This window comes from Variovorax sp. DXTD-1, from assembly GCF_003984625.1.
Lineage (GTDB): Bacteria > Pseudomonadota > Gammaproteobacteria > Burkholderiales > Burkholderiaceae_C > Variovorax.
This window is the reverse complement of sequence record NZ_RWKH01000010.1, coordinates 125,535-149,951: the sequence shown is the minus strand read 5'-3', so window position 1 is coordinate 149,951 and position 24,417 is coordinate 125,535. Positions and strand designations below refer to the sequence as shown.

Here is a 24,417-nt window from a genome sequence, read left to right as displayed (position 1 = left end):
ATTGATAAGACTGCCAGCTGAAGCAACACCTTCAAATGAAAATTGAAAATATCTCGGACCTGCAGGTGCTGGTGCAGACCGCGCGCGGCGGCACCCTGACGGCGGCCGCCCATGCGCTGGGCATGACGCCTGCCGCCGCCAGCGCAACGCTCAAGCGGCTGGAAATACAACTCGGCGCCCGCTTGTTCGAGCGGTCGACCCGCGCCATGCGCCTGACGTCGCAAGGCCAGACGCTGCTCGACTACGCCGTTCGCGCCTTCGAGCTGCTGGACGAAGGCGAATCGCTGGTCACTGCGGACCGCGGCGAGTTGGTCGGCACCTTGCGCGTGGCGGCCCCCTCGGACCTCACGCGCAGCACGCTGCTGCCCTGGTTCGACGAGTTCCTGGCGCTGCACCCGGGCGTGCAGCTGTCGCTTTCGGTCGGGGACCGGCTGCTCGACGTGACCCGCGACGAGGTCGACCTGGCGCTGCGCTACGGTGCGCTGGCCGATTCACGGTTGGTGGCACGGCCCTTTGCGCTCACCAACCCGCTGCTCACCGCATCGCCCGGCTACCTGCGCCGCCATGCCGCGCCCAAGACGCCGCAAGACCTGGTGCACCACAACTGCCTGACCTTCGACCGCGGCGGGCGCCGCCACCGCACCTGGCGTTTTGCGCAGAACGGCCAATGGACCGAAGTGCGCGTGAAGGGCGACCGCAGCGTGGACGACGCCTCGCTCGCGCGCGAGTGGGCCGTAGCGGGGCGGGGCATCGTGCTGAAGTCGGCGCTCGACGTGCGGGACGACCTGCGCAAGGGCACGCTGGTGCGCCTGCTGCCCGAGTGGGAGACCGAGCCCTATCCGCTGCACGCACTGCTGCCGAGCGGGCGCTTTGTGCCGGCGCGCGTGCGGGCGCTGGTGGATTTTCTGGCCGCCAAGTTCGACGCGCTGGCACCGATGCCCGGCTAGATCATCGGCGTGACGGCGCCGTCCATCGCCACGATGGCGCCGGTGATGTAGCTCGCCTTCGGCGATGCCAGGAACACGACCGCATTCGCAATTTCTTCAGGCGCTGCAATGCGCCCGAGCGGCAGCCTGGCCTTGGCGCGCTGCAGCGCCTCGTCGCTGCCGATGCCTTGCAGCTTGGCATCCGCCTTCATGCCTTCCTGCAGCCGCTCGGTGAGCGTGAGGCCGGGGTTCACCGCGTTCACCCGCACGCCCTTCGCCGCATAGGCCGACGCCATGCCGGCACTCACCAGCATGAGCGCCGCATTGGCCGCGCCGCCCGCCATGTGAACGGGGCTCGCCACCTTGCCGCCCTGGCCGATCACGTTGACGATGGCGCCGCTCCCGCGCTGACCCATGCGCTTGACCACCGGGTCGATCATGTGGATGTAGGTGAAGTACTTGGCGTCCATGGCGTCGTGCCAGGCGGCGGCGTTCAGCTCGTCGGGCGGCGTGCGGCGCGCGGCGCCGGCGGAATTCACCAGCACGTCGACCGGGCCGAAAGCCTGTTCGGCGGCGTCGAGCGCGGCCACGGCGCCGGCCGAATCCTTGAGGTCGGCGGCGTGCACCGAGACCCGGCCCTCGGCCTGCGCAAACGCCTCGACCAGCGTCTTGCGGCCCTGCTCCAGGTTCTGCAGATCGCGCGAGACAAGGCTCACGCGCGCGCCCTCGCGCAAGAAGCCCAGCGCGCAGGCCAGGCCGATGCCCTTGCTGCCGCCGGTGATGAGAACGTGCCGGTCCTGGAGCTGGAGATCCATGTGAGAGTCCTTGACTTGAATCGTGAATTAGAAAGAAAGAGGCCGCGGCGCGGGGTCGCGTGGATTGAATCACCGCTCTAAGATCGGCGGATGAACGAATCCTCGGTATCCCTGCCCCGCTACTGGTCTCAACTGACGACGCGCGACTTTGCCGCGCTCGATGTGGCAGCCACCGTGGCAGTGCTGCCGCTCGGCGCGACCGAGCAACACGGGCCGCACCTGCCCTTGGGCGTGGACACCGTGCTGGCCGACGGCATCGTTGCCGCGTTGCTGCCGCGGCTGCCGGCCGACCTGCCGGTGCTGTTCTTGCCCACCCAGCAGATCGGCCTGAGCCCTGAGCACGCGCGCTTTGCAGGCACGCTCACGCTTTCGGCCGAAACCGTGATCCGCATGTGGAAGGAAATCGGCGCCGGCGTGGCGCGGGCCGGCGTGAAGAAGCTGGTGCTCTTCAACGCGCACGGCGGGCACGTGGGCGCAATGGACATCGTTGCCCGCGAACTGCGCGCGGAGCACGGGCTCATCGTCTACAGCGTGAGCTGGTTCAACCTGCCGCTGGGCGATGCGGGCGCGCAGTTCGGTGCCGGCGAGCATCGCTTTGGCGTGCATGCCGGCGATATCGAAACATCGATGATGCTGGCGCTTGCGCCGCAGCAGGTGCGCATGGCCGAGGCGAAGAACTTCCGCTCCACCTCCGAGCAGCGCGCGGCGGACTACGCGATTCTCGGCAACGGCAAGAGCGCGAAGCTCGGCTGGGCCATGGAGGACTACAACCCGCAAGGCGCGGCAGGCAATGCGGCCGCGGCTACTGCTGCGCGTGGGCAGGCTGTTGTCGATGCGGCTGCGGAGCAGCTCGCGTTGTTGTTGGCTGAGGTGTCTCGGCTGCCGTTGGATACGGCCAATACGGGGCCGTTGCCTTAGTCGTCATTGGTTCGCTTGTCTGGCTGCCTTGTTCAGGGCGGCGCACCCGCCGACGGGGTACCTTTCTCCGCGAATGTCCCCCGGCCTGCGGCCTCCTCCTTTATTTCGCTGCGCAAGGCACCCCATCGACGTGTGCGTGATCCAGAGCGGTCGTTGATCAGCGGTACACCGGCAGCGTGCCCCAGTGCACAGGGCATCGGGTGCTCCGCGCAGCGAAATAAAGGAGGAGCCCGAAGGGCGGGGGACATTCGCGGAGGGGAGTACCCGGTGGCCTGTGCACGCACCCTGAACAACAGCGCTCGCACAGACGCAACCTAAAACCGCACCCCTAGGCCTTCGCGCCACCCCGCCCCAGAACCCCCGCGAACATCTCCGAATCGACATTGCCGCCGCTCACGCTGATGCCGACCGTCTTGCCACGCCAGCGCTCCTGCTGCTGCAACGCCCCCGCGAGCGCCGCAGCGCCCGCACCTTCGGCGACGTTGTGCGTGTCGCTGATGAGAATGCGCATGGCCTCGGCAACCTCGTCGTCGGTGACGGTGATCACGTCGTCGGCCTCGCGCAGGATCACCTCCACCGACTCGGGTACCGGCGTGCGGCAGGCCATGCCGTCGGCGAGCCGAGTGCTGGCCGGGGATTCGACCGGCTGCCCCGCACGGAAGGAGTCGCGGTAGGCCGTGGCATGGGCTGAGACCACGCCGACGAGCCTGGTCGACACGCCGCAATGGGCCCGCGCCGCGGCCGCCGCGGCAAAGCCCGAGCCGAGGCCAATCGGCACGAAGAGCACGTCGGGCGGGGCGCTCTTCAGTGCGCTGAAAAATTCGACATACGCCGTCGACACGCCACGCACCAGTTCTCGGTGGAACGATGGGACCCGATGCATGCCGTCTCGCTCGGCAAGCATGGCGGCATGCTCCGCCGCTGCCTGAAAGTCATCGCCATGCTCAACCAGCTGCACGCCCAGCGCGCGCATTGCGGCGTTCTTCTCGAGCGAGTTGCCGTGCGGCACCACGATGGTGGCTGCGAGCCCGTGGCGTCGGGCGGCAAAGCCTACTGACTGGCCGTGGTTTCCGCGCGTGGCGCTGATGGCATGGCGCACGCCTGGCTGCTCGCGCGCCAGGGTTTCGAAGTACGTCAGCCCGCCGCGAATCTTGAAGGCGCCGGCCGGCGTGTGGTTTTCATGCTTGGCCCACACCGTGGCGCCGAGGCGTTGCGCGAGCAGCGGCCATGCATACTGCGGCGTGGGCGGCATGGCGGCGCCGACGGTGCGCTGCGCGGCTTCGATTTCTTCGCGGGTGAATCTCACGAGCGGCCTTTGCTTCTTGAGTTTTCTTCTTGTGTTTACTTGCGTTCCGTCAGCGCGACCCGCACCGCCAGCGCCGCCAGCACGCTGCCCATGATGTAGCGCTGCGCGCGCAGCCAGCCCGCGCTTTGCGACAGCACGGCCGTGATGCTGGCGGCGCCCAGGATCATGACGGTGTTGACCGCGGCGCTGCTGGCGATTTGCGCAGCGCCCAGTTGCATGCTCTGCAGCAGCACCGAGCCGCGCTCGGGGTGGATGAACTGCGGAAAGAACGAAAGGTAGAACATCGCGACCTTGGGGTTCAGCAGGTTGGTGAGAAAGCCCATGCGAAACAACTTGCCCGGCCGGTCGGCCGGCAGTGCGCGTGCTTCAAAGGGTGCATTGCCGCCAGGCTTGACCGCCTGCCATGCCAGCCACAGCAGATAGGCCGCACCGGCAAGGCGAATGGCGTCGAACGCGAGTGGCACGGCCAGCAGCAGTGCGGTGAGCCCGAGCGCTGCGGCAAACAGGTGCACCAGAAAGGCCATCAGCACGCCGCCCAGTGAAATGAGCCCCGCGCGGCGACCCTGGATGAGCGTGCGCGACACGCAATAGATCATGTTCGGCCCCGGCGTGAGCGCGAGCAGGATGGCGGCGAGCGCGAACCAGGCGATTTCGGTCAAGGTCAGCATGACGGTCAGAGTCCTTCGGATTGGAGCGTGACGGGGCCGCGCGGCGTGTCGAGCACGGCCACGAGGTTGGGCGCGCCGGGTTGCACGGCCATGCCGGCCATGCCGATGGTAGACAGCGCAGCGGCCAGGTCGGCCGCGCGCGGGTGCGTGGCCTGCAGCGATTGCAACGCAAGGCCGGAGGCCGGCATGGCATCGGTGGGATGCACCGGGCCCCACTGGATCAGCGTGGGTAGCGCGCCGTAGAAGAGCCGCTGGCCGTCGTCGCGCACCGTGATCTGCCATTCGAGCCGGCCGGCGGGTGTGTCGCGCGAGGCTTCGAGCAGGTGGCCGCGATCGATGTGCGCGCGCTCGTCGTGCGCCAGCGCCTGAAGGGCCGCATTTGCATTGGGCACGCGCGCAACGAAGTGAACCAGCCGCGGTCCGCGCCGCACAAGGCCTGCCTGCAGCACGGCGTCGTCCAGGTCGAACCAGCGGCGCGTGCCCGGGCGCGAAGGCCGCTTGTCGGGTTCGATGGCAATGATTTCCAGGTACGCCTGCGGAAACGCCTCGCTTGCGATGTTCAGCAGCCGGTTGTGCGTGCCCATCAGCGGATGCGCGCCGCCGGGGCCGGGCGTCACGCCCAGGGTGGCCTCGCACCACGCCACGCCTTCGGCCAGCGAGGCGGCGGCGATCACCAGGTGGTCGAGTTGTGCGGCCATGGTGCCCCGCCCCTACAGCGTGACCTGGCCGTCGATGCAGGTCACGGCGTCGCCGCCGACCCACACCATGCCGTCGCTGTCGCGCTCGATGTACACGCGCCCCGCGCGGCCGAGGCACTGGCCCTGCGCGGCCACATAGCGGGCGGGCATGTGGCCGTCGGCAATCAGCCATTCGGCAAGGCCGGCGTTGAGGCTGCCGGTGACGGGGTCTTCTTCGACGCCGATGGGCGCTGCGAAAGCGCGCACCTCCAGGTCGATCTTCTGGCCGTCGCCTTCTGCGGCCTGAGCCTTGCCGCCGAAGGCGCGCGCCTCGCGGTTCGACCGGCCGATGAGCATCGACGAACCCTCTGCCGCGGGCACGCCCGCCACGCCGGCCTTGACGCCGAGTTCCTTGAGCATGCGATGGTCGGGCACGAGCCGCAGCACGGTGTCCGCATCGCTGAGCAGCAGGCCGAACCAGACCGGGCCGTTGTCCAGCACCTGCGCCGCAACGATCTGCTGCGCCTTCAGGCCCAGCGCGCCCGCCACCTTGGCCAGCAGCGTGGGGCTGGGCGCACTGCGCTTGAGCGGCGGGGCCGAGAAAGCCAGGCGCTCGCCTTCCAGGCGCAGCGGCACCAGTCCCGCCGCGCATTGCTGCACCACACGGCCCGCTGCCTTGGGCTTGCCGCCGGCCTGCAGCCAGGCATGGCAGCTGCCGATGGTCGGGTGGCCCGCGAACGGCAGCTCGCCGCCCGGCGTGAAGATGCGCACGCGGTAGTCGGCCGTGGGCTCGGTAGGCGGCAGCAGGAAGGTGGTTTCCGACAGGTTGGTCCACTGCGCAAAGCGCTGCATGGCGGTGTCGTCGAGACCGGAGCCGTCGAGCACCACGGCAAGCGGATTGCCGAGGTAGGGCGTTGCGGTGAAGACGTCGACTTGTTTGAACGGGCGGGGTTTCATGATGTCATTCGAGCGGGAGATCGAGCACGCCGCGCGTGCCCGGACGGGAGAGGAGTTCGCCGTACCAGCGTTCGAGGTTCGGCCAGCTGGGGCGCTGGTATTCGGCCGGCGGCAGGCCGAACCAGCGGTGCGCCTCGCAGCCGATGGGAATGTCGGCCATGGTGAAGCGGTCGCCCGCCATGAAGGGCTGGCGCGCAAGGTGCGCATCGAGCATTGCGAACAGCGCTTCGCTCGCATGAACCGACGCCGCGATGAGCGTGGGCTCGCGTTCGGCCGGCACCGTGCGCACCCACTGCACGAAGGCATCGCGGCTCGCGCGGTTGAGCGTGGTCTGCTGCCAGTCCATCCAGCGCTCGGCGTCGAAGCGCGCGGGCAGGTCGCTCGGGTAGAACTTGCCGTGCGAATGCTTGGCGCACAGGTAGCGCACGATCACGTTCGATTCCCAGAGCGTGACGCGCTCGCTGCCTTCGCCGTCGTCGATGGTAGGCACCATCGCGTTCGGGTTGAGCGCCAGGTATTCGGGCGTTTGCACCACGCCGAAACGGCCGCCGGCTTCGGTGCGTTGAAAGTCGAGCCCGAGTTCCTGCGCGCACCAGACGACTTTGCGCACGTTGATCGAACTGATGCGGCCCCAGATGTTGAGCATGGTGTTCAGCTTCCTTGAGCAGGTGTGGCGGACAGGGCAGAAGGCATGGAAGGACGGTCGAGCAGCAGCAGGCGGATTGCCAGGCCGACCATCACCAGTGCCAGAAGTCCGCGCTGGAATCTTTCAGCCCCCGGGCGGCGCTGCAGCCAGCGGCCGACCTGCCCGCTGCATGCGCCGAGCAGCGTGTTGAATGCGAGCGCGGCAGCCGAGAGCATGACGCCGAGCTGCACCAGTTGCAAGGGCACGCTGCCGCGCGCCGGGTCGACAAACTGCGGCAGGAACACCATGAAGAACAGCAGCGCCTTCGGATTGACCAGGTTGTTGAAAAAGGCCATGCGCACGATGCGCCCGAAGGCGGAGGGCTGCGCGCGTGTGCCGCCGGGCAAGCTGCCGTTGTTGCTGCGCAAGGACTGCACTGCCAGCCACAGCAGGTACAGCGCGCCCGCATAGCGCAGCAGGTCGAAGGAAGGCGGCCATGCTGCGACCAGCGCCGTCACGCCGGTGGCGGCAAAGAGCGTGTGCACCAGGTCGGCCGACGAAATGCCGAGCGCCGCCGCAAACCCGCCGCGCGGCCCGTGCGCCACGCCGTGCGAAAGCACGAAGGCCATGTTCGGCCCGGGCGACAGGAACAGCGCGAGCACGGCCAGGAGGAAGAGCGCGAGCGTGGCGAGGCTGATCATGGCGTGACCTGCAATGCTTCTTCTTTCAGGCGGCCGCGGCTGCCGCAACCTGAGGGAGGTAAGGCTCGATGTTGCGCATGGCTCGCGCGACGTAGTCGTCCTTCTCGCCGACCGGCGCGACATAGTGCAATGCGCCCTTCGCAGCCTCGACGCCTTCGCTGCGCGCGATGAGCCAGGCCGCGAGGTAGGGCGCCGACAGGCATCCGCCGGCGGTGGCCACATTGCCGCTCGCGAAGAAGGGCTGGTTGAGCACCTCGACGCCAGCCTCCTGCACCCACGGCTTGGTCGTGAGGTCGGTGCACGCCGGCACTGCGCCCAGCAGGCCCAGCTTGGCGAGCAGCAGGGTGCCCGAGCATTGCGCGCCGATCAGCTGCCGCTTGCCGTCGAGCCGGCGCAGCACGCCCATGATGGCGGGATCGGCCGCGATCTCCCGCGTGCGGATGCCGCTGCCGACGAGCACCGCCTCGGCCTCGGTGGCGGCCTCGAGCGTGGAGCTCGCATGCACGGTGACGCCGTTCATCGAGGTGACCGTGGCGCTGGGCGCGGACAGCGTCACGCGCCAGCCCGGCTTCTTGATGCGGTTGAGCACCCCGAGCGCCACCAGCGAATCGAGTTCGTTGAAGCCGTCGAAGGTCAGTATGGCGATGTGCATGGTGGTACCTTTCTGTATGGCGTCTATCGCGGCTCAGGCGGGTTCGGGCGCGAGCTTGCGTTCGGCCAGCAGCGCCAGCTCTTCGCGCAGCGTCAAGGCCAGCGCGGCGATGGCGACATCGATCTCTTCGACGCTGGCCGTGACGAACGACAGGCGCAGCGTGCGCGGATCGCCTTGCCCCGCGTAGAACGGCGCGCCCGGAACGAAGGCCACGTTGCGCTCCACCGCCTTGGGCAGCAGTGCCACCGTGTCGATGCCCTCGGGCATGCGCGCCCACAGGAACATGCCGCCCTTGGGCGCGTTGAACTTCACGTCCAGGCCAGCCATCTCGCGCTTGAGGGCGGCGATCATCGCGTCGCGCTGGCGCTTGTAGAGCGCGCGGATGGTGGGCACGTGGCTGTCGAGGAAGTTGTCTTTCATCACCGCCGAAACCATGCGCTGCGTGAAGATGGGCGTGTGCAGGTCGACCGCCTGCTTGGCCTGCAGCAGCTTGGGATAGATGGCCTTGGGTGCGACCAGGAAGCCCAGGCGCAGGCCGGGAGCCAGCACCTTCGAGAACGAACCGAGATAGATGCAGCCTTCAGGGTTGCGCGCGGTCAGCGGCAGCGGCGGCGCTTCGTCGAACCACAGTTCACCGTAGGGGTTGTCCTCGACGATCGGCAGGCCCGCAGCAGCGGCCGCGGCGGAGACGGCGGCGCGGCGCTCTTCGGTCATGGTGCGGCCGGTGGGATTCTGGAAATTGGGCAGCAGGTAGATGAAGCGGGCATCCTTCGCCTTGGCCACCAGGTCTTCGACGATCACGCCGTCGTCATCGCTTGCCACGCTCACAGGTTCAGGCTCCATCGGACCGAAGGCCTGCAGCGCGCCAAGGTAGGTGGGCGTTTCGACCAGCACCTTGCTGCCCGGGTCGAGCAGCACCTTGGCGACAAGGTCCAGGCCCTGCTGCGAACCGGTGGTGATGAGCACCTGCGCGGGATCGACGTTCCACGGCAGCATGTCGGCCACGGCCTGGCGCAGCGGCGCATAGCCTTCGCTCGCGGCGTATTGCAGGGCCGCCTGGCCGTCCTTGTGCAGCAGCTCGGCGCAGGCGTCGGCAAAGGCCTGGATCGGAAAGGTCTTGGGCGAGGGCAGGCCTCCGGCCAGGCTGATGATGCCGGGGCGCTCGGTGACCTTGAGGATTTCGCGCAGCACCGACGGGTTCATCTTGGCGGCGCGGGCGGCGAGTTTCCAGTTCATGGTTCTTCTTTCAGGCGGGTGGGGTGAGGGGCGAATGTCAGGATTGTTCGGCGCGCGCAGGGTGCGGCGAAACGGCAGGAGCGGGCTGCGGCTGGGAGAGGCGCTTGCCGAGCACCACGGTGCAGACCACTGCGCCGGCAAAGCCCAGAGTGACCACATCGAGCGGCTCGCCCAGCAACGGAATGGAGGCAAGTATGGACAAAAACGGCTGCAGCAGCTGGGTCTGGCTCACGCGCAGCGCACCACCCATTGCAAGGCCCCGGTACCAGGCGAAGAAGCCGATCCACATCGAGAACACGCCGACGTAGACGAAGCCCGCCCAGGCCGTGGTGGCGATGGGTTCCTGCGGCCACAAGGCAAATGTGGCCGGCAGGGTGACCGGCAGCGCCATCACGCACACCCAGCAGATCACGCGCTCCGCGCCGAGCGATGGCGTGACCTGCGCGCCGTAGATGTAGCCGAACGAAGCCGCGATGACCGCGCCGACCAGCAGCAGGTCGGCCCATTCGAAACCGAAGCCGTGGCCGTTCTGGCTTGCGCGCAGCAGCGAGAACAGCACCACCAGCACGCTGCCTGCAATGGCGCACAGCCAGAAGCCGAGCCGCGCGCGCTGGTGCAGCACCAGGGCTGCGACCGCGGCGGTCACCAGCGGCAGCAGCGCGGTGACCACGGCCGCATGGCTGGCCGTGACCACGCGCAGGGCATAGCCCAGCAGCAACGGATAGCCAATCACATTGCCGAGCACCGCCATGCCGAGCGGCTTCCACTGGTGCGGCGCGGGCCGGGGCGAACGCGTGGCCAGCAGGAAAATGGTCGAGAGGATGCCGGCCAACGCGGCGCGGCCCAGTGTGACGAACCACGGCGAAAGCTGCGGCGCGTCTTGCGTGCCGGTGGCCAGACGCGTCATCGGCAGGGTGACGGCGAAAAGCGCCACGCCGATCACGCTCAGCCACATGCCCATGGTTTCGTCCTTGATCGTGAGTCGGCCGGTCATACGCTCAGCATCCACCAGGCCGTGAGCACCAGCACCAGCCCCATCGCGCGGTTGAACCACAGCAGGCGCTTGCCTTTGGACAGCCATTCGCGCAGCAGCGCGCCGACCAGTGCATAGGTGAAGTTGCTGGTGAAGGCGTAGACCAGCATCACCGGAGCGACGATGGCGAAGCGGCCGAGCGCATTGGGCTGTCCCGCAATCCAGCCGGCCACCAACGTGAGCGCGAGCAGCCACGCCTTGATGTTGACGAACTGCAGCATCACGCCTTGGACAAAACCGATGTGGAGGCTGGCGCTGTCCGCACGGCCGAGCGTGGCGCTGCCGCTCAGCTTGTAGGCGAGCCACAGCAGGTAGCCCACGCCGAGCGCCTTGATGGCCAGGCGCAGCGATGGCACGGCCACCACCAGCGCGCCGATGCCGGCCGCGCACAGCACGAGCAGCAGCGTCCAGCCCACGGGAACCGCGACCACGAAACGCATGGCGCGTGGCAAGCCGCCGTTGGCGGCCAGGGCGGTGGAGAGCGTGGTGTTGGGACCGGGCGAGAAGCTCATCGCCGTGGCCAGCACCAGCAGCGCGGTGAATTCTTGCCAGTTCATTGCATACACTCTAAACTTTGGGACCATTACAGTTCCAATACAGTTGATCGAACATATTCGAAAACTGTATTGGCCTGCCATTCGACACAGAAGCGCAACGCCGATGCTGACACGAACCTCCACCCAGTCGCTCACAGGGCAATTGGCCGACCGGCTGGCGGAGCGCATTCGCACCCGGCTGCTGCCGCCCGGCGCGCGCCTGCCCTCGGTGCGCGAATGCGCGCGCCAGCAGGGCGTGAGCCCCTACACGGTGGTGGCCGCCTACGACCAGCTGCTGGCGCAGGGCCTGGTCGAGGCCCGCCGGCAGCGCGGCTTCTACGTGCGCGATGCGGCGCCCGCGCCGGAGGGCCGCCCGGCCAATGCGGCGCCCATGGTGGCGCAGATGATGGCGTCGCGTGTACCGGCCGACGCGAGTTCGCTCATCCGCAGCATGTTCCACAGGCCGAGCGACAAGCCGCAGCCGGGCATGGGCGTGTTTCCGCCGGACTGGATGTCGTCGACCTTCATGCCGACCGCGGTGCGCCGCATGACCAATACAGCCGCGCTGCAGGAGCTGTCGCTCCAGTACGGCGAACCCTCCGGCGACGCGGCGCTGCGCCGCAGCCTGTCGAACAAGCTCGTGGGCATCAACGTACCGGCCGCGCCCGACCAGATCGTGACGACCGTGGGCGCCACGCATGCGCTGGACATCGTGAGCCGCACGCTGCTGCGCGCGGGCGATCCGGTCATGGTGGAGGAGCCTGGGTGGGCGCTCGAATTCGCGCGGCTTGAGGCGCTGGGCATGCGCATCCTGCCGGTGCCGCGCCGCGCCGACGGACCCGACCTGGAAGTGATGGCGCAGTACTGCGCGCTGCACAGCCCCAAGCTCTTCGTGAGTGTGAGCGTGCTGCACAACCCCACAGGCTACAGCCTGACGCCGGGCAGCGCGCACCGCGTGCTGAAGCTGGCCAACGAGCACGACTTTCACATCGTTGAAGACGACACCTACAGCCATCTCGCGCCCGAGCACGCCACGCGGCTCAGCGCGCTCGACGGGCTGCAGCGCACCATCTACGTCAGCGGGTTCGCAAAGATCCTCGCGCCCAATTGGCGCATCGGTTTTCTCGCCGCTTCGCCGGAGCTGAAGGAGCGGCTGCTCGAAACCAAGCTGCTGGCCACGCTGACCACGCCCACGCTGTTCGAGCGGGCGCTGTCGTGGTGCATCGACCAAGGGCAACTGCGCCGGCATGCCGATCGCATACGCATCCGGCTCGACGGTGCGCGCAGCCGCGCGGTCAAGCTGGCCATGGCGCATGGCTGCACCTTCGCCTCGGAGCCCGCGGGCCTGTTCGGCTGGGTCGATACCGGCGTGGACACCGACGCGCTCACGCAGCGCATGCTCGATCAGGGCTACCTGCTTGCGCCGGGTTCGCTGTTCCATGCGCGGAGGCCGCCGAGCACGATGATGCGCATCAACTTCGCGACCTCGCAGGACGCCGCGTTCTGGAAAGTGTTCAGCAAGGTTCGCGCGGAGCTTTGACAGTTCCGGGCAGGTAAACGCGAGGGCCGCAGGCCCAAATTGCCTGGGCGTTGGAGTAAGCTGGCATCACAAGAAAACCCAACCCGGAGACCCCTGCATGAGCAACGCCAGCCAGCCTTTTGACTTCAGTCAATTTGTCCCCGGATTCGACTTTCTGAAGAACCTCGCAGGCGGTGCCGCCGCCGGATCGGGAGGCGCCACGGCTGCGGTGCCCGGCTTGCCGAGCTTTGCGAGCTGGGTGGCGCCCACGCTCAGCGTGGAAGAAGTCGACAAGCGCATCCAGGAGCTCAAGACAGTGCAATATTGGCTGGAGCAGAACGGCCATGCGCTCAAGGCGACCATCCAGGCGCTCGAGGTGCAAAAGATGACACTTTCGACCTTGCGCGGCATGAACGTGCGCATGGAAGATATCGCCAGCGCATTCACCAAGCAGGCGGCCGCCATGGCGCCTGCTTCCGCGCCTGCGCCCTCACCGGTGGAGGCTGCGTCGGTTGAGCCAGAGGCCGAGTCCGAGGAAACCCCGGCGCCCGCAAAAAAATCGCGCAGCAAGCCGGCCTCGCCCTCGCCCGTTTACGGGCCGGGTGGCGACGGCGGCGTGGTCGATCCGATGCAATGGTGGGGCTCGCTGACCGAACAGTTTCAGCAGATCGCCAGTTCGGCGCTGCAGGATGCGGCCCAGCTCAAGGTGCCTGCCATGGCCCAGCCGCTGGCCGACGCCGTGGAAAAGGCCATGGGTAAGCCGGCTGCGGCTTCGAAGCCTGCTGCCAGGAAGGCAGCGGCAGCGCCGGCCGCCAAGAAGAAGGCGCCAACCGCCGCGCGCAAACGAACGACCGGCCGGCGCTGACACCAGACACACACATATATTCTTTGAAGAGAACGGGTTGGCACGCATCATGAAGCTGTTTCCTTCCGGTCACGCCACCCACCCGCAATGGCGCATGGCGGCCGGCCTCGTGCTGGCCCAGTTGCGCGCCCAGATGGCGCTGCCTGACTACGCGTCATCGCCGACGCTCGGGTTGCTCTACATCACCGACCACTACGCGTCGGATGCGCAAGACATCCTCGACCACCTGAGCGCGGAGCTTCCCGAGGTCACCGACTGGTCGGGCACGGTCGGCATCGGCGTGTCGGCCAACAACGCCGAATACTTCGACGAGCCCGGCCTGAGCCTGATGCTCTGCGCGCTGCCGAGCGACCAATACCGTGTGTTCTCCGGCGTGGCGCCCTTGGGCAATTCGGAAATGAGCGGCTTCGAGGCCCACACGGCGCTGGTGCATGCCGACCCCGCCACCCCCGACCTGACCGAGTTGATCGGCGAAATGGCCGGCCGCACCGACACCGGCTATCTGTTCGGCGGGCTCTCGTCGGGCCGCGCGGGCGCGTTGCAGTTCGCGGTGGGCGGCAACGGCAACATTCGCGGGCACGGCGCCGCAGGCGGCGTGTTCTCGGGCGGCTTGTCGGGCGTGGTGTTCGGCGAAGGCGTGCGGCTGGTGTCGCGTGTCACGCAAGGTTGCCAGCCCCTGCGCTCGGGCGCGGGCCGCGAGCGCGAGATCACCGAAGCCGACGGCAATCTGCTGCTCAAGCTCGATGGCGAACCCGCGCTCGACGTGCTGCTGGCCGACCTGCAGGTGTCGCTCGAGCGCCCGCAGGAAGCCATCGATGCCGTGCGCGCCACCCTGGTGGGCCTGGCCGATGCCGGCAGCGATGGCATCCGCCGCACCGGCGACCTCGGCGCCGACGTGCTGGTGCGCCACATCATCGGCCTGGACCCCACGCGCCGCGGCATCGCCATTGCCGACGTGGCCGAGGCCGGCATGCGCCTGACCTTCTGCCGGCGCAATGCACAGGCCGCGCGCGCCGACCTGATGCGCATCTGCGCTGAAATCCGCGAAGAACTGGAGCCCGAAGAACAGACCCTGGCCACCGCGCGCGCCGTGGCGGCCGGAGAGGCCGAAGCAGCCCCGCACCCGGCGCGCCGCATTGCCGGCGCCGTGTACGTGAGTTGCTCGGGGCGCGGCGGGCCGCATTTCGGCGCACCGGGCGCCGAACTGCAGATCGTGCGGCACGCGCTGGGCGACGTGCCGCTGGTGGGCTTCTTTGCGGCGGGGGAGATTGCCCGGCATCACCTGTATGGGTATACGGGGGTGTTGACGGTGTTTACCGGAAACGACTGACCGCTGCCACGGCCAGTCAGGCCGGCTGGAGCACGCGCGCTGCTGGTGCAGGCATGCCGGCAAACGCGAAATCGACTTCGGGTGCAAGCCCGCTCACGATCCGCGCCACCGACTTGCCCGAGCCGCACGCATGCGTCCAACCCAGTGTGCCGTGCCCGGTGTTCAGGTACAGGTTCGGCAGCTTCGTCTTGCCAATCAACGGCACATTGCTCGGCGTCGCGGGGCGCAGGCCGGTCCAGAACTGCGCCTGGGTGGTGTCGCCGGCGCCCGGAAAGAGCTGCTCGACGCGCCGCACGATCGCCTCGCAGCGCACGCGGTTCAAGTCGCGGTCGTAGCCATTGAGCTCGGCCGTGCCGGCAATACGCAGGCGGTCGCCAGAGGCCGACGTGTACCGCGAAAACACGAGCTTGAACTCGTCGTCGGTCAGCGACACCTGGTGCGCCTTCGTCGCGTCTTTGACCGGCAGCGTGACCGAATAGCCTTTGGCCGGATAGATCGGCAGGCGAATGCCCAGTGGCGCGGCATACAACGGGCTCAACGAGCCCATCGCAAGCACGAAGGCATCACCGCGGATGCGTTGGAAGCGGCCTTCGTTGTCGGTGGCTTCCACGTGGTCGATGCTGCCGCCCGCTTCGCGCAGCGCGGTCACCGTGTGGCTCATGAGGAACTTCACGCCCGCCGCTGCCGCTAGGCGCGCCATTTCACGGGCGAAGAGGTTGGCGTCGCCGGACTCGTCTTCTGCCGTGTAGGTGGCACCGGCCAGTTGCGGACGAATGTGCGCGAGGGCGGGCTCGATCTTCATGGCTTCGTCCGCTGAGATGACCTGCCGTTCGCATCCGAGCGCGCGCATCTGCTCGGCGGGCGCAAGGGCGCTGTCGAACTCTTTCTGCGTCGTGTAGAAATGCAGGATGCCTTGCGTGCGCTGATCGTAGGCAATGCCGGTGTCGCGGCGCAGTTGCTGCAGCACGTTGCGGCTGTAGGTGCCCAGCCGCACGATCTGCTCGATGTTGTGCTTCGTACGAGCGGGGGTGCATTCGCGCAGGAATTGGAGGCCCCAGAACCATTGGCGCATGTCGGCGCGAATGCGAAAGAGCAGGGGGGCGTCTTCCTTGCCCAGCCATTGCAGCACCTTGAGCGGTGCACTCGGATTGGCCCAGGGCTCGGCGTGGCTGACGGAGATCTGCCCGCCGTTGGCAAAGCTGGTTTCGGCGGCCGGGGTGGCTTGCCGGTCGATGACGGTCACGTCATGGCCGAGTTGCTGGAGATAGTAAGCCGAGGTCACGCCGAGCAAGCCGGCGCCAAGAACGATCACGCGCATTTCAAGTGCCTTTGAGGTTGAAGCGCTTGAACCGCGGGCGAGATCTGCTATTGAATAAATAGCAAGCAACCGGACGACCGCCGTCCAAGTTGCCGCTCCCCCTGTCCTCGATACCTGAGAGATTCACCCGCTGCGCCCGCAGCGGGTTTGCTCCTTCGGTGCATCACGCGAAGTGATGGCTCTCCAGACGGCGTGTCAGTTGGTGCAGTACATGCCACGAAACTCTTTGAAAGAACTTCAACGGTTCGTTCGGCCGACCTGAGCGTTTATGGGAGTTTGCGCCTTCGGTGGAGTAGTAAAAAGAACTACTCGCTCTCCTGCAGTGAGCCGATTGTAGGCGGAGTCCGCAACCGCGCCAAACATGAATTTTGACGATTCGGACCGATGGGATAATTGTCATTGATTCGAAACTTCGGGGAGACTCATGATCCTGGTAACCGGCGGCGCGGGCTTCATTGGCGCCAACTTCGTACTCGACTGGATCGCGCAGAGCGATGAGCCTGTCGTCAATCTCGACAAGCTCACCTATGCGGGCAACCTCGAGACGCTTGCATCGCTCAAAGGCAACCCGAACCACATCTTTGTGCAGGGCGATATTGGCGACAGCGCTCTGGTCGATCGCCTGCTGGCCGAGCACAAGCCGCGCGCCGTCGTGAACTTTGCCGCGGAATCGCACGTGGATCGCTCCATCCATGGCCCCGAAGATTTTGTGCAGACCAACGTGCTCGGCACCTTCCGCCTGCTCGAATCGGTGCGCGGCCACTGGAGCGCGCTACCGGCGGAGCAAAAGTCCGCCTTCCGTTTCCTGCACGTGTCGACCGACGAGGTCTACGGCTCGCTCTCCAAGACCGACCCTGCGTTTACCGAAGAGAACAAGTACGAGCCCAACAGTCCGTATTCGGCCAGCAAGGCCGCCAGTGACCACCTCGTGCGCGCCTGGCACCACACCTACGGCCTGCCGGTGGTCACCACCAACTGCTCCAACAACTACGGTCCGTTCCACTTCCCCGAGAAGCTCATCCCTCTGATGATCGTCAACGCCCTGGCCGGCAAACCCCTGCCCGTGTACGGCGACGGCATGCAGGTGCGCGACTGGCTCTACGTGAAGGACCACTGCAGCGCCATCCGCCGCGTGCTCGAGGCCGGCAAGCTCGGCGAGACCTATAACGTGGGCGGCTGGAACGAGAAGCCGAACATCGAGATCGTGAACACCGTGTGCGCGCTGCTCGACGAACTGCGCCCGCGCGCCGATGGCAAGCCGTACAAGGAGCAGATCAGCTACGTTACCGACCGCCCCGGCCATGACCGGCGCTACGCCATCGACGCACGCAAGCTCGAGCGGGAGCTGGGCTGGAAGCCCGCCGAAACCTTTGACACCGGCATCCGCAAGACCGTCGAGTGGTACCTTGCCAACGCCGACTGGGTGCGCAACGTGCAAAGCGGCGCGTACCGCGAGTGGGTCGAAAAGCAATACGACGCCGTGCCAGCGGCCAAGGCCACCGCATGAAGCTGCTGCTGTTGGGCAAGGGCGGACAGGTCGGCTGGGAGCTGCAGCGCAGCCTTGCGCCGCTGGGCGAGCTGGTGGCACTCGATTTCGACAGCACGGATTTCAGCGCCGACTTCGGCCGTCCCGAGCAGCTCGCCGAGACTGTGCTCAAGGTGCGGCCTGACGTCATCGTCAATGCCGCGGCCCACACGGCCGTCGACAAGGCCGAGAGCGAGCCCGACTTCGCGCGCAAGCTCAACGCCACCTCGCCCGGCGTGGTGGCCCAAGCCGCCGGTCAAATCGGCGCGCTCATGGTGCATTACTCGACCGACTATGTGTTCGACGGCAGCGGCAGCAAGCCCTGGCATGAAGACGATGCCACCGGCCCACTCAGTGTGTATGGCCGTACCAAGCTCGAAGGCGAACAGTTGGTGGCCAAGCACTGCGCCAAGCACCTGATCTTTCGCACCAGTTGGGTGTTTGCCGCACGCGGCGGAAACTTTGCCAAGACCATGTTGCGGCTTGCCAAGGAGCGCGACAAGCTGACAGTTATCGACGATCAGTTTGGCGCTCCCACTGGAGCGGAGCTGCTGGCGGACATTACAGCGCATGCCATTCGCGCGACGCTGCAAGACCCCGCGAAGGCGGGGCTCTATCACGCGGTGGCCAGTGGCGTAACCACATGGCACGGCTACGCGCGTTTTGTGATTGAGCAAGCTCGCCAAGCCGGCGTAGAACTCAAGGCCGGCCCCGAGCAAGTCGAAGCCGTGCCCACGAGTGCCTTCCCCACGCCCGCCACGCGGCCGGCCAACTCGCGCCTCGATACGCGCAAGCTGCAATCCGCCTTCGGCCTGGTGCTGCCGCCATGGCAACAGGGTGTGGCCCGGATGTTGCGCGAGACCCTTTGAACGCGCGTTGCGCAGCAAGCAGAGTAAGCAAGAAAGAAATACAAACGATGACCACGAAGACCACGCAACGCAAGGGCATCATCCTCGCTGGCGGCTCGGGCACCCGGCTGCACCCCGCCACGCTCGCACTCAGCAAGCAACTGCTGCCGGTATACGACAAGCCGATGATCTATTACCCGCTCAGCACGCTGATGCTCGGCGGCATGCGAGACATCCTGATCATCAGCACGCCGCAGGACACCCCGCGCTTCCAGCAACTGCTGGGCGATGGCAGCCAGTGGGGTATCAACCTGGAGTACGCCGTGCAGCCGAGTCCCGACGGGCTGGCGCAGGCCTTCATCATCGGCGAGAAGTTCGTAGGCAATTCGCCGAGCGCGCTGGTGCTGGGCGACAACATCTTCTATGGCCACGACTTCGCGCACCTGCTGGCCGATGCCGATGCGAAATCGGCGGGCGCCACGGTGTTCGCCTATCACGTGCATGACCCAGAGCGCTACGGCGTCGTGGCCTTTGATGCACAAGGCAAGGCCAGCAGCATTGAAGAAAAACCGGCCAAGCCGAAGAGCAGCTACGCCGTGACCGGCCTTTATTTCTACGACAACCAGGTCGTCGACATCGCCAAGGCCGTGACGCCCAGCGCGCGCGGCGAGCTGGAGATCACCGCCGTCAACCAGGCCTACCTGGACCTCGACCAACTCAATGTGCAGATCATGCAGCGCGGCTATGCGTGGCTGGACACCGGCACGCACGAGAGCCTGCTGGAAGCGGGGCAGTTCATCGCCACGCTGGAGCATCGGCAAGGGTTGAAGATCGCTTGCCCCGAAGAGATTGCCTGGCGCAATGGTTTCATCGACCGGGAGCAGCTGGAAAAGCTTGCAGCGCCGCTGCAAAAGAACGGCTACGGCAAGTACCTGAATCATTTGCTCGCCGAGGAGGTGCGCTCGTGAAGGCCACGCCAACCGCGATTCCTGAAGTGCTGGTCATCGAGCCGAAGGTCTTCGGCGATGCACGCGGCTTCTTCTACGAGAGCTTCAACAGCAAGGCGTTCGACGAGGCCGTTGGAAGGCATGTCGAGTTCGTCCAGGACAACCATTCGCGTTCGGCCAAGGGCGTGCTGCGGGGCTTGCACTACCAGATCCAGCAGTCACAAGGCAAGCTGGTGCGTGCGGTCCGGGGCGCGGTGTTCGATGTGGCGGTCGACATTCGCAAGTCATCGCCGACGTTTGGTAAATGGGTGGGCGTCGAGCTCAGCGAGGACAACCACAGGCAGCTATGGATCCCAGCAGGATTCGCGCATGGGTTCCTGGTGTTGAGCGAAACGGCTGAGTTTTTATACAAGACTACGGATTACTACGCGCCGGCCTATGAGCGCTGCATTGTATGGAATGACACCGTCTTGAATATCCAGTGGCCAGACATTGAGATCGCGCCGAAGCTATCGATCAAAGACGAAGCAGGGGCTGTCTTTGCCAGCGCAGAAGTGTTCAATTGACGACTGAGCAAAGTCTTGCGCGGATCAAACGGCTGATCTTGGAAGACTTCGGGATGGCAAATAGTCAAAGCCAGTCCGCTCGCAGCTCAGTCGATCGTTAATGCTCGTCGCTGGGGCGCAGGCGTGGCCATCATTTTTGTGCTGGCCAAGCCATCAGAGATGCCTTGGCAGGCCCGCTTGGAAGCGGAGAGAACATCTTGGCTCCTGGCTTACTCGCTCTGGTCAGCGAGAAGCACAGGAAAAGCGTTGCTGGTTTAATTCGCGCAATCCTTTGGCAAGCAGGCAGAGAAGGTTTTTTCTTCTTTGAGGCCAGTTCCCACGGACGCTTACTGCGAGCGACGCCATGGCTGAGCGGCGCATCAACAAATAACGATATGGCACCCGGAACACTCACAGCACTCTATTCCAGTCACCAGGGCAAGCTCTCGGACAAATGGTCGAGCTATATCTCTATTTATGAGCGGCTGTTCTCCGAACTGAAAGATAAGTCCTCGCGGATCCTGGAGATTGGTATTCAGAACGGTGGGTCTCTGGAAATCTGGGCCGGATACTTTTCGCGCGCTACCGCTATTGTCGGATGCGATATCAACGAGGCGTGCAGAGCGCTGACGTACGACGACCACCGCATACATGTCGTTGTGGGAGACGCAAACACTGATCAGGTCGAGGAGGCTGTCGCATCTTATTCGCCAAGATTCGATCTCATCATCGATGACGGCTCGCACCGGTCCGGTGACGTCATCCGTTCCTTCGGGCGTTATTTTCCACGCCTTGAGGACGGAGGCTTGTTCGTCGTTGAAGACCTGCATTGTTCCTATTGGGCTGAATTCGAAGGCGGCTTGTTCAATCCGGCGTCTTCGATGGCCTTTTTCAAGCGGCTTGCAGATGTTGTCAATCATGAGCACTGGGGCCTTTCCGAGACACGGACTGTGTTGCTCGAATCGTTCGCTAGAACCTACGGCGCAACATTCGACGAAGAGTTGCTTGGGCATATTCACGCAATCGAGTTTCTGAACTCGGTTTGCGTGATTCGCAAGAAGACATCGGCGGAGAACCGGCTCGGTACGCGTGTGATCTCGGGCCAGGAAGCGATCGTGGATTCGGGCCTGCTCGCATTGCACGGTTCTGGCCCGTTACGATCCGACCAATTAGGCAATGCTTGGTCGAAGGTTAGGCCCCTGCCGGAGGATGAACTTGCGGCCTTGCGTGTTTTGGCTCGAGACCTCGACGCGGCCCTGGCGGCACGCACCGCGGAGTTGCGCGACGCTCGCAAGGCGGCCCTCTACGCAGATATTCGATCGAATGTTGTTCAGAGCCACGTCCATCAATTGAGGGGAAAGTCAAGCGAGGCCGCGAGGGAAGTGCAGCAGCTCTTCGAAGCGCTTCAGACCCTTCGCACGCATACGAGCACGCTTGAGAGCGTGTTGAACTTGCGTCAGTCGCAGGTTGATGAAATATTGAACTCCACGAGTTGGCGCGTTACCAAGCCGCTTCGCTGGGTTGGTCTTCAAAAGAGGCGGGTCGCTCGTGCAGCCAAGCTGCTACCCGCGCTCTCTCAACGTGCCGGCGGATTCTCAAATCTTGCTCGCCGCGGTGTTCAGGTGCTGAGCGAGTCCGGCTTGCGCGGCGTGCGCAGCTCCATTCGTGCCGTTGAAGCGGAAGAACTCGGTCTGATAAGCTCGCCTGCACCAGACACGTTCAATTTGGGCAGTGATCCATTCGAGGATATTGCTCGCCAAATCTACGCCGGCCAGCAAGCGGAGTTTGCTCCTCGCGAAATCTTTGAATCCATCAATAGATTCGAACAAAAGCCGATGATCTCCGTGATCATGCCGGTCTATAAAACTCCAGTGCAATGGTTGGCTCGCGCCATCGAGTCGCTGCAAGAGCAGTTTTATGACAACTGGGAACTATGTGCCGTGGACGATTGTTCGCCGACGGCCGATCAACGAAAAGTCCTTGAGCAGTATGCAAGGAACGATCCTCGCGTGCGCTATCGCATGCTCGAGAGGAATAGTGGAATCGCTGCGGCGTCCAACGCCGGACTTGAGATGGCACAGGGCGAATTCATCGCATTGCTGGATCATGACGATGAGTTGCCGGGAGATGCGCTCTTCTGGGCCGTGGATGCCATCAACAAGAATCCACATGTTGACTTCATTTATACCGATGAATGCAAGATAGACGATACATCGGAGCGCCGACTTTTCGATTTCATATTCAAACCGGATTGGTCGCCCGAGATCTTGTTCAACTCCATGTTGACCGGACATCTGACGGTCTACAAGAAGGACGTCGTCAATGCGCTGGGGGGCTTCCGCAGCCAATATAACTTTTCGCAAGATTACGACCTCGCCTTGCGCATGGCCGAAGTAGCGCGAGAGATCGTGCACATTGAGCGCGTGCTCTATCTTTGGCGCTCTATACCGGGCTCTGCGGCAAGTGGCGGCAAGGATTTTGCACGCGAGTCCAACATCGCAGCGCTTGACGATGCGCTTGTCCGGCGTGGCATTCAAGGAAAGGCGAAACCTCTTCCCCACGCCAACTATGTCGAGGTCGTGGTGCCGAAGGCGGTCAAGGTGTCCATCGTCATTCCGTCGGATTCATTCAAGAATCTCAACCTTGCATTGAATGCAATCTTGGAGAAAACCGACTACCCAAACTACGAAGTGGTGGTCGTCTGCAACGGTCCGCTGGCCGAACAACTTGAAGAGGAATTCCGCAGTTCGCCGCATATTGGCTTTCTGCCGTACAACAAGAAGTACAACTTCTCCGACAAGTGCAATGAAGGAGCGCGCGCCGCCAGTGGAGAGATCGTGGTTTTCTACAACGACGATGTATTTCCCGCCCAAGCCGACTGGATCGAAAAACTGATCGAGTACCTTTCGATAGCCGGCGTCGGAGGCGTCTCGCCCAAGCTGCTTCACGAGGACGAGACCATTCAATATGCGGGCATGATCTCGGGGACCCCAGGCCTTTGCGGCACTGCATACAACAACCTCCCAAGAGAAGCGACCGACTCATTCCTGTCCATGCACAAGTACGTGCGCAATGTGTCCATCCTGTCGGGCGCGTGCTGTGCGCTCAAGACCGAAGTGTTTTGGCGTATCGGCGGCTTCGATCCAATCAACACGCCCGATGGCCACTCGGACATGGATCTGAGCTACAAGCTGCTGGAGGCGGGGTACCGCTGCGTCTACACGCCGCACGCTGTTCTTTATCACATTGGGAATCATTCTTGGGGTGCAAAGGCTGTCAAGTACAAAGCGGACATTTACGCGCTAAAACGTTGGGGCGCATACCTTTCGAAAGATCCGAATTTCACGGATTCGATGAAGAAGGTGCTCTACCGTGATTTCCGCTTCACATACAAGATTTTTGCATCGCACATCGATGCAAGTGCCACATACACAGGGCCGGACGTCCTGTTCGTGTCGCACGAGCTTTCGCTGACCGGTGCACCGCGCATGCTTTTGTGCGCGGCGGTCGCGGTGCTGCGAGGTGGTGGTTTTCCCGTCGTAGTGGCACCTGAAGATGGTCCGATGCGAAGGGAGTTGGAGCAGGCGGGCGTGGTGGTGATCGTGGATGAATCACTTTGCGAAGGACATTTCCTGTTCGAGCGTTTCGCAAGGAACTTTGACGCGGTCGTGGTGAATACGATGGCGGTGAGCGCTGTCGTCCGCCAAGTTGAAGCCATCGACGACCTTGACGTGATCTGGTGGCTGCACGAAGGGCGGGCGCTTCAAACCGTGTTGGAAGCAGAGTCGGGAATCGACAGAACACGCGTGCGGCTGCTTTGTGTCAGCGAATATGCTCGCGCTCACCTCCCGGCTGATTTTCGAGCCGATGTGCTCTACAACGGGATTCCGGACCGCAGCGGCAAGGTTCAGAAAAAGCCTCTGGCTGAACGATGCACCTTTGTGCTTGCGGGAACTGTAGAACATCGCAAAGGACAGGACCTGTTCGCTGAGGCCATTCTTCTATTGCCAGAGGATGTGCGTGCTTCCTGCCGATTCTTGTTGACGGGCAAGCTCTCTGAGCAAAATATGCCGTTCTGGTCAGGTGTGCGCGAGCGAATGGGAACCGCATCGGCGCTCGAATATCTTGGCCTGTTGAACCATAGCGAATTGCTTGATTTGCTGGCTAGCGCCGATGCGGTTGTCTGCTGCTCGCGTGACGAGGCATTTTCGCTCGTGGTCGTTGAAGCGGCGATGCTATCTAAGCCATCGATCATCAATCCAAATGTAGGTGTCGCGGAGATACTGCAGCACAAAAAGTCCTGTCTTCTCTTTGAGGCAGAGAATGCAGCTTCATTGGCCGAACAGATGCTTGCGGTTTTCCATGATCGAGGCGGAATGTCGAATCTCGGGCTTGAAGCGCGCAAGGTCTATGAAGAAAGATTCACTATCGATCGCTTCTCGGAAGAGTTTCTTCGACTCGTGAGATAAA

At 64.6% G+C, this 24,417-nt stretch carries 22 protein-coding genes and 2 riboswitches; of the genes, 10 read left to right on the top strand and 12 right to left on the bottom strand.

Annotation, left to right across the window (positions count from 1 at the left end; all coding sequences use genetic code 11):
• Positions 1–35: 35 nt before the first annotated feature.
• Positions 36–947: a LysR family transcriptional regulator gene (locus tag EJI00_RS11820; protein ID WP_126747679.1), complete on the top strand. Its 912-nt coding sequence runs from the start codon at positions 36–38 to the stop codon at positions 945–947.
• On the opposite strand, the gene EJI00_RS11815 is transcribed toward EJI00_RS11820, so the two are convergent.
• On the bottom strand, positions 944–1,741 hold the full coding sequence (locus EJI00_RS11815; protein ID WP_126747677.1) for an SDR family oxidoreductase: 798 nt from the start codon (positions 1,739–1,741) through the stop codon (positions 944–946). The genes EJI00_RS11820 and EJI00_RS11815 overlap by 4 nt on opposite strands.
• Before the next feature lie 90 nt (positions 1,742–1,831).
• Here EJI00_RS11815 and EJI00_RS11810 point away from each other — a divergent pair, with 90 nt between their 5' ends.
• Positions 1,832–2,659 (top strand): creatininase family protein, encoded by an 828-nt coding sequence (locus EJI00_RS11810; RefSeq protein ID WP_126747675.1) that lies wholly within the window; start codon positions 1,832–1,834, stop codon positions 2,657–2,659.
• A 328-nt stretch (positions 2,660–2,987) separates the two neighbouring features.
• On the opposite strand, the gene EJI00_RS11805 is transcribed toward EJI00_RS11810, so the two are convergent.
• Genes EJI00_RS11805 through EJI00_RS11760 form a run of 10 tightly spaced genes read right to left on the bottom strand, consistent with a single transcriptional unit; the run spans position 2,988 to position 11,071 of the window.
• Positions 2,988–3,965, bottom strand: coding sequence for a threonine dehydratase (locus EJI00_RS11805; protein ID WP_126747673.1), 978 nt, complete (start codon positions 3,963–3,965; stop codon positions 2,988–2,990).
• 35 nt (positions 3,966–4,000) lie between these two features.
• On the bottom strand, positions 4,001–4,633 hold the full coding sequence (locus EJI00_RS11800) for a LysE family translocator (protein ID WP_126747671.1): 633 nt from the start codon (positions 4,631–4,633) through the stop codon (positions 4,001–4,003).
• A gap of 5 nt (positions 4,634–4,638) precedes the next feature.
• Entirely contained in the window at positions 4,639–5,331 is a 693-nt protein-coding gene (locus EJI00_RS11795; protein WP_126747669.1) for a VOC family protein, read from the bottom strand.
• 12 nt (positions 5,332–5,343) lie between these two features.
• Positions 5,344–6,267 (bottom strand): PhzF family phenazine biosynthesis protein, encoded by a 924-nt coding sequence (locus tag EJI00_RS11790; protein ID WP_126747667.1) that lies wholly within the window; start codon positions 6,265–6,267, stop codon positions 5,344–5,346.
• Between the two features lie 4 nt (positions 6,268–6,271).
• Positions 6,272–6,913, bottom strand: coding sequence for a glutathione S-transferase family protein (locus tag EJI00_RS11785; RefSeq protein WP_126747665.1), 642 nt, complete (start codon positions 6,911–6,913; stop codon positions 6,272–6,274).
• Between the two features lie 5 nt (positions 6,914–6,918).
• Complete coding sequence (locus tag EJI00_RS11780; protein ID WP_126747663.1) at positions 6,919–7,593, bottom strand: LysE family translocator; 675 nt, start codon at positions 7,591–7,593, stop codon at positions 6,919–6,921.
• Between the two features lie 25 nt (positions 7,594–7,618).
• Positions 7,619–8,245: a DJ-1/PfpI family protein gene (locus EJI00_RS11775; RefSeq protein ID WP_126747661.1), complete on the bottom strand. Its 627-nt coding sequence runs from the start codon at positions 8,243–8,245 to the stop codon at positions 7,619–7,621.
• A 33-nt stretch (positions 8,246–8,278) separates the two neighbouring features.
• Positions 8,279–9,481, bottom strand: a complete 1,203-nt coding sequence (locus EJI00_RS11770; protein WP_126747660.1) for a PLP-dependent aminotransferase family protein — start codon at positions 9,479–9,481, stop codon at positions 8,279–8,281.
• 37 nt (positions 9,482–9,518) lie between these two features.
• Complete coding sequence (locus EJI00_RS11765) at positions 9,519–10,475, bottom strand: DMT family transporter (RefSeq protein ID WP_126747659.1); 957 nt, start codon at positions 10,473–10,475, stop codon at positions 9,519–9,521.
• On the bottom strand, positions 10,472–11,071 hold the full coding sequence (locus tag EJI00_RS11760) for a LysE family translocator (protein ID WP_126747657.1): 600 nt from the start codon (positions 11,069–11,071) through the stop codon (positions 10,472–10,474). The genes EJI00_RS11765 and EJI00_RS11760 overlap by 4 nt, the downstream gene beginning before the upstream one ends.
• A gap of 103 nt (positions 11,072–11,174) precedes the next feature.
• On the opposite strand from EJI00_RS11760, the gene EJI00_RS11755 reads away from it, so the two are divergent.
• The 3 genes from EJI00_RS11755 to EJI00_RS11745 all read left to right on the top strand — a co-directional run bounded on the left by EJI00_RS11755 (position 11,175) and on the right by EJI00_RS11745 (position 14,764).
• Positions 11,175–12,590, top strand: a complete 1,416-nt coding sequence (locus EJI00_RS11755) for a PLP-dependent aminotransferase family protein (RefSeq protein WP_126747656.1) — start codon at positions 11,175–11,177, stop codon at positions 12,588–12,590.
• A 97-nt stretch (positions 12,591–12,687) separates the two neighbouring features.
• On the top strand, positions 12,688–13,434 hold the full coding sequence (locus EJI00_RS11750) for a PhaM family polyhydroxyalkanoate granule multifunctional regulatory protein (RefSeq protein WP_126747654.1): 747 nt from the start codon (positions 12,688–12,690) through the stop codon (positions 13,432–13,434).
• Between the two features lie 49 nt (positions 13,435–13,483).
• A complete protein-coding gene (locus tag EJI00_RS11745; protein ID WP_126747652.1) occupies positions 13,484–14,764 on the top strand; it encodes an FIST C-terminal domain-containing protein in 1,281 nt (426 codons plus the stop codon).
• Between the two features lie 16 nt (positions 14,765–14,780).
• On the opposite strand, the gene EJI00_RS11740 is transcribed toward EJI00_RS11745, so the two are convergent.
• On the bottom strand, positions 14,781–16,082 hold the full coding sequence (locus EJI00_RS11740; protein WP_126747651.1) for a D-amino acid dehydrogenase: 1,302 nt from the start codon (positions 16,080–16,082) through the stop codon (positions 14,781–14,783).
• A 91-nt stretch (positions 16,083–16,173) separates the two neighbouring features.
• A riboswitch (glycine riboswitch) is annotated at positions 16,174–16,279 on the bottom strand.
• 34 nt (positions 16,280–16,313) lie between these two features.
• A riboswitch (glycine riboswitch) is annotated at positions 16,314–16,412 on the bottom strand.
• A 94-nt stretch (positions 16,413–16,506) separates the two neighbouring features.
• Here EJI00_RS11740 and rfbB point away from each other — a divergent pair.
• From rfbB to EJI00_RS11715, 5 genes are all read left to right on the top strand, one after another.
• Positions 16,507–17,589 carry a dTDP-glucose 4,6-dehydratase gene (gene rfbB, locus EJI00_RS11735; RefSeq protein ID WP_126747649.1) on the top strand — a complete coding sequence of 361 codons (1,083 nt, stop codon included), beginning with the start codon at positions 16,507–16,509 and terminating at the stop codon, positions 17,587–17,589.
• The gene (gene rfbD / locus EJI00_RS11730) at positions 17,586–18,476 is read left to right on the top strand and encodes a dTDP-4-dehydrorhamnose reductase (protein WP_126747647.1); all 891 of its coding nucleotides are present in this window, start codon (positions 17,586–17,588) and stop codon (positions 18,474–18,476) included. The genes rfbB and rfbD overlap by 4 nt, the downstream gene beginning before the upstream one ends.
• Positions 18,477–18,523: 47 nt before the next feature.
• On the top strand, positions 18,524–19,423 hold the full coding sequence (gene rfbA, locus EJI00_RS11725) for a glucose-1-phosphate thymidylyltransferase RfbA (protein ID WP_126747645.1): 900 nt from the start codon (positions 18,524–18,526) through the stop codon (positions 19,421–19,423).
• Entirely contained in the window at positions 19,420–19,968 is a 549-nt protein-coding gene (rfbC, locus tag EJI00_RS11720) for a dTDP-4-dehydrorhamnose 3,5-epimerase (RefSeq protein ID WP_126747644.1), read from the top strand. The genes rfbA and rfbC overlap by 4 nt, the downstream gene beginning before the upstream one ends.
• A 197-nt stretch (positions 19,969–20,165) precedes the next feature.
• Complete coding sequence (locus EJI00_RS11715) at positions 20,166–24,416, top strand: glycosyltransferase (RefSeq protein ID WP_126747643.1); 4,251 nt, start codon at positions 20,166–20,168, stop codon at positions 24,414–24,416.
• Position 24,417 lies beyond the last annotated feature (1 nt).

Coding starts and splice junctions, on each gene's coding strand:
- EJI00_RS11820 (WP_126747679.1), top strand. CDS start 36: ATGAAAATTGAAAATATCTCGGACCTGCAGGTGCTGGTGCAGACCGCG.
- EJI00_RS11815 (WP_126747677.1), bottom strand. CDS start 1,741: ATGGATCTCCAGCTCCAGGACCGGCACGTTCTCATCACCGGCGGCAGC.
- EJI00_RS11810 (WP_126747675.1), top strand. CDS start 1,832: ATGAACGAATCCTCGGTATCCCTGCCCCGCTACTGGTCTCAACTGACG.
- EJI00_RS11800 (WP_126747671.1), bottom strand. CDS start 4,633: ATGCTGACCTTGACCGAAATCGCCTGGTTCGCGCTCGCCGCCATCCTG.
- EJI00_RS11795 (WP_126747669.1), bottom strand. CDS start 5,331: ATGGCCGCACAACTCGACCACCTGGTGATCGCCGCCGCCTCGCTGGCC.
- EJI00_RS11790 (WP_126747667.1), bottom strand. CDS start 6,267: ATGAAACCCCGCCCGTTCAAACAAGTCGACGTCTTCACCGCAACGCCC.
- EJI00_RS11785 (WP_126747665.1), bottom strand. CDS start 6,913: ATGCTCAACATCTGGGGCCGCATCAGTTCGATCAACGTGCGCAAAGTC.
- EJI00_RS11780 (WP_126747663.1), bottom strand. CDS start 7,593: ATGATCAGCCTCGCCACGCTCGCGCTCTTCCTCCTGGCCGTGCTCGCG.
- EJI00_RS11775 (WP_126747661.1), bottom strand. CDS start 8,245: ATGCACATCGCCATACTGACCTTCGACGGCTTCAACGAACTCGATTCG.
- EJI00_RS11770 (WP_126747660.1), bottom strand. CDS start 9,481: ATGAACTGGAAACTCGCCGCCCGCGCCGCCAAGATGAACCCGTCGGTG.
- EJI00_RS11765 (WP_126747659.1), bottom strand. CDS start 10,475: ATGACCGGCCGACTCACGATCAAGGACGAAACCATGGGCATGTGGCTG.
- EJI00_RS11760 (WP_126747657.1), bottom strand. CDS start 11,071: ATGAACTGGCAAGAATTCACCGCGCTGCTGGTGCTGGCCACGGCGATG.
- EJI00_RS11755 (WP_126747656.1), top strand. CDS start 11,175: ATGCTGACACGAACCTCCACCCAGTCGCTCACAGGGCAATTGGCCGAC.
- EJI00_RS11750 (WP_126747654.1), top strand. CDS start 12,688: ATGAGCAACGCCAGCCAGCCTTTTGACTTCAGTCAATTTGTCCCCGGA.
- EJI00_RS11745 (WP_126747652.1), top strand. CDS start 13,484: ATGAAGCTGTTTCCTTCCGGTCACGCCACCCACCCGCAATGGCGCATG.
- EJI00_RS11740 (WP_126747651.1), bottom strand. CDS start 16,082: ATGCGCGTGATCGTTCTTGGCGCCGGCTTGCTCGGCGTGACCTCGGCT.
- rfbB (WP_126747649.1), top strand. CDS start 16,507: ATGATCCTGGTAACCGGCGGCGCGGGCTTCATTGGCGCCAACTTCGTA.
- rfbD (WP_126747647.1), top strand. CDS start 17,586: ATGAAGCTGCTGCTGTTGGGCAAGGGCGGACAGGTCGGCTGGGAGCTG.
- rfbA (WP_126747645.1), top strand. CDS start 18,524: ATGACCACGAAGACCACGCAACGCAAGGGCATCATCCTCGCTGGCGGC.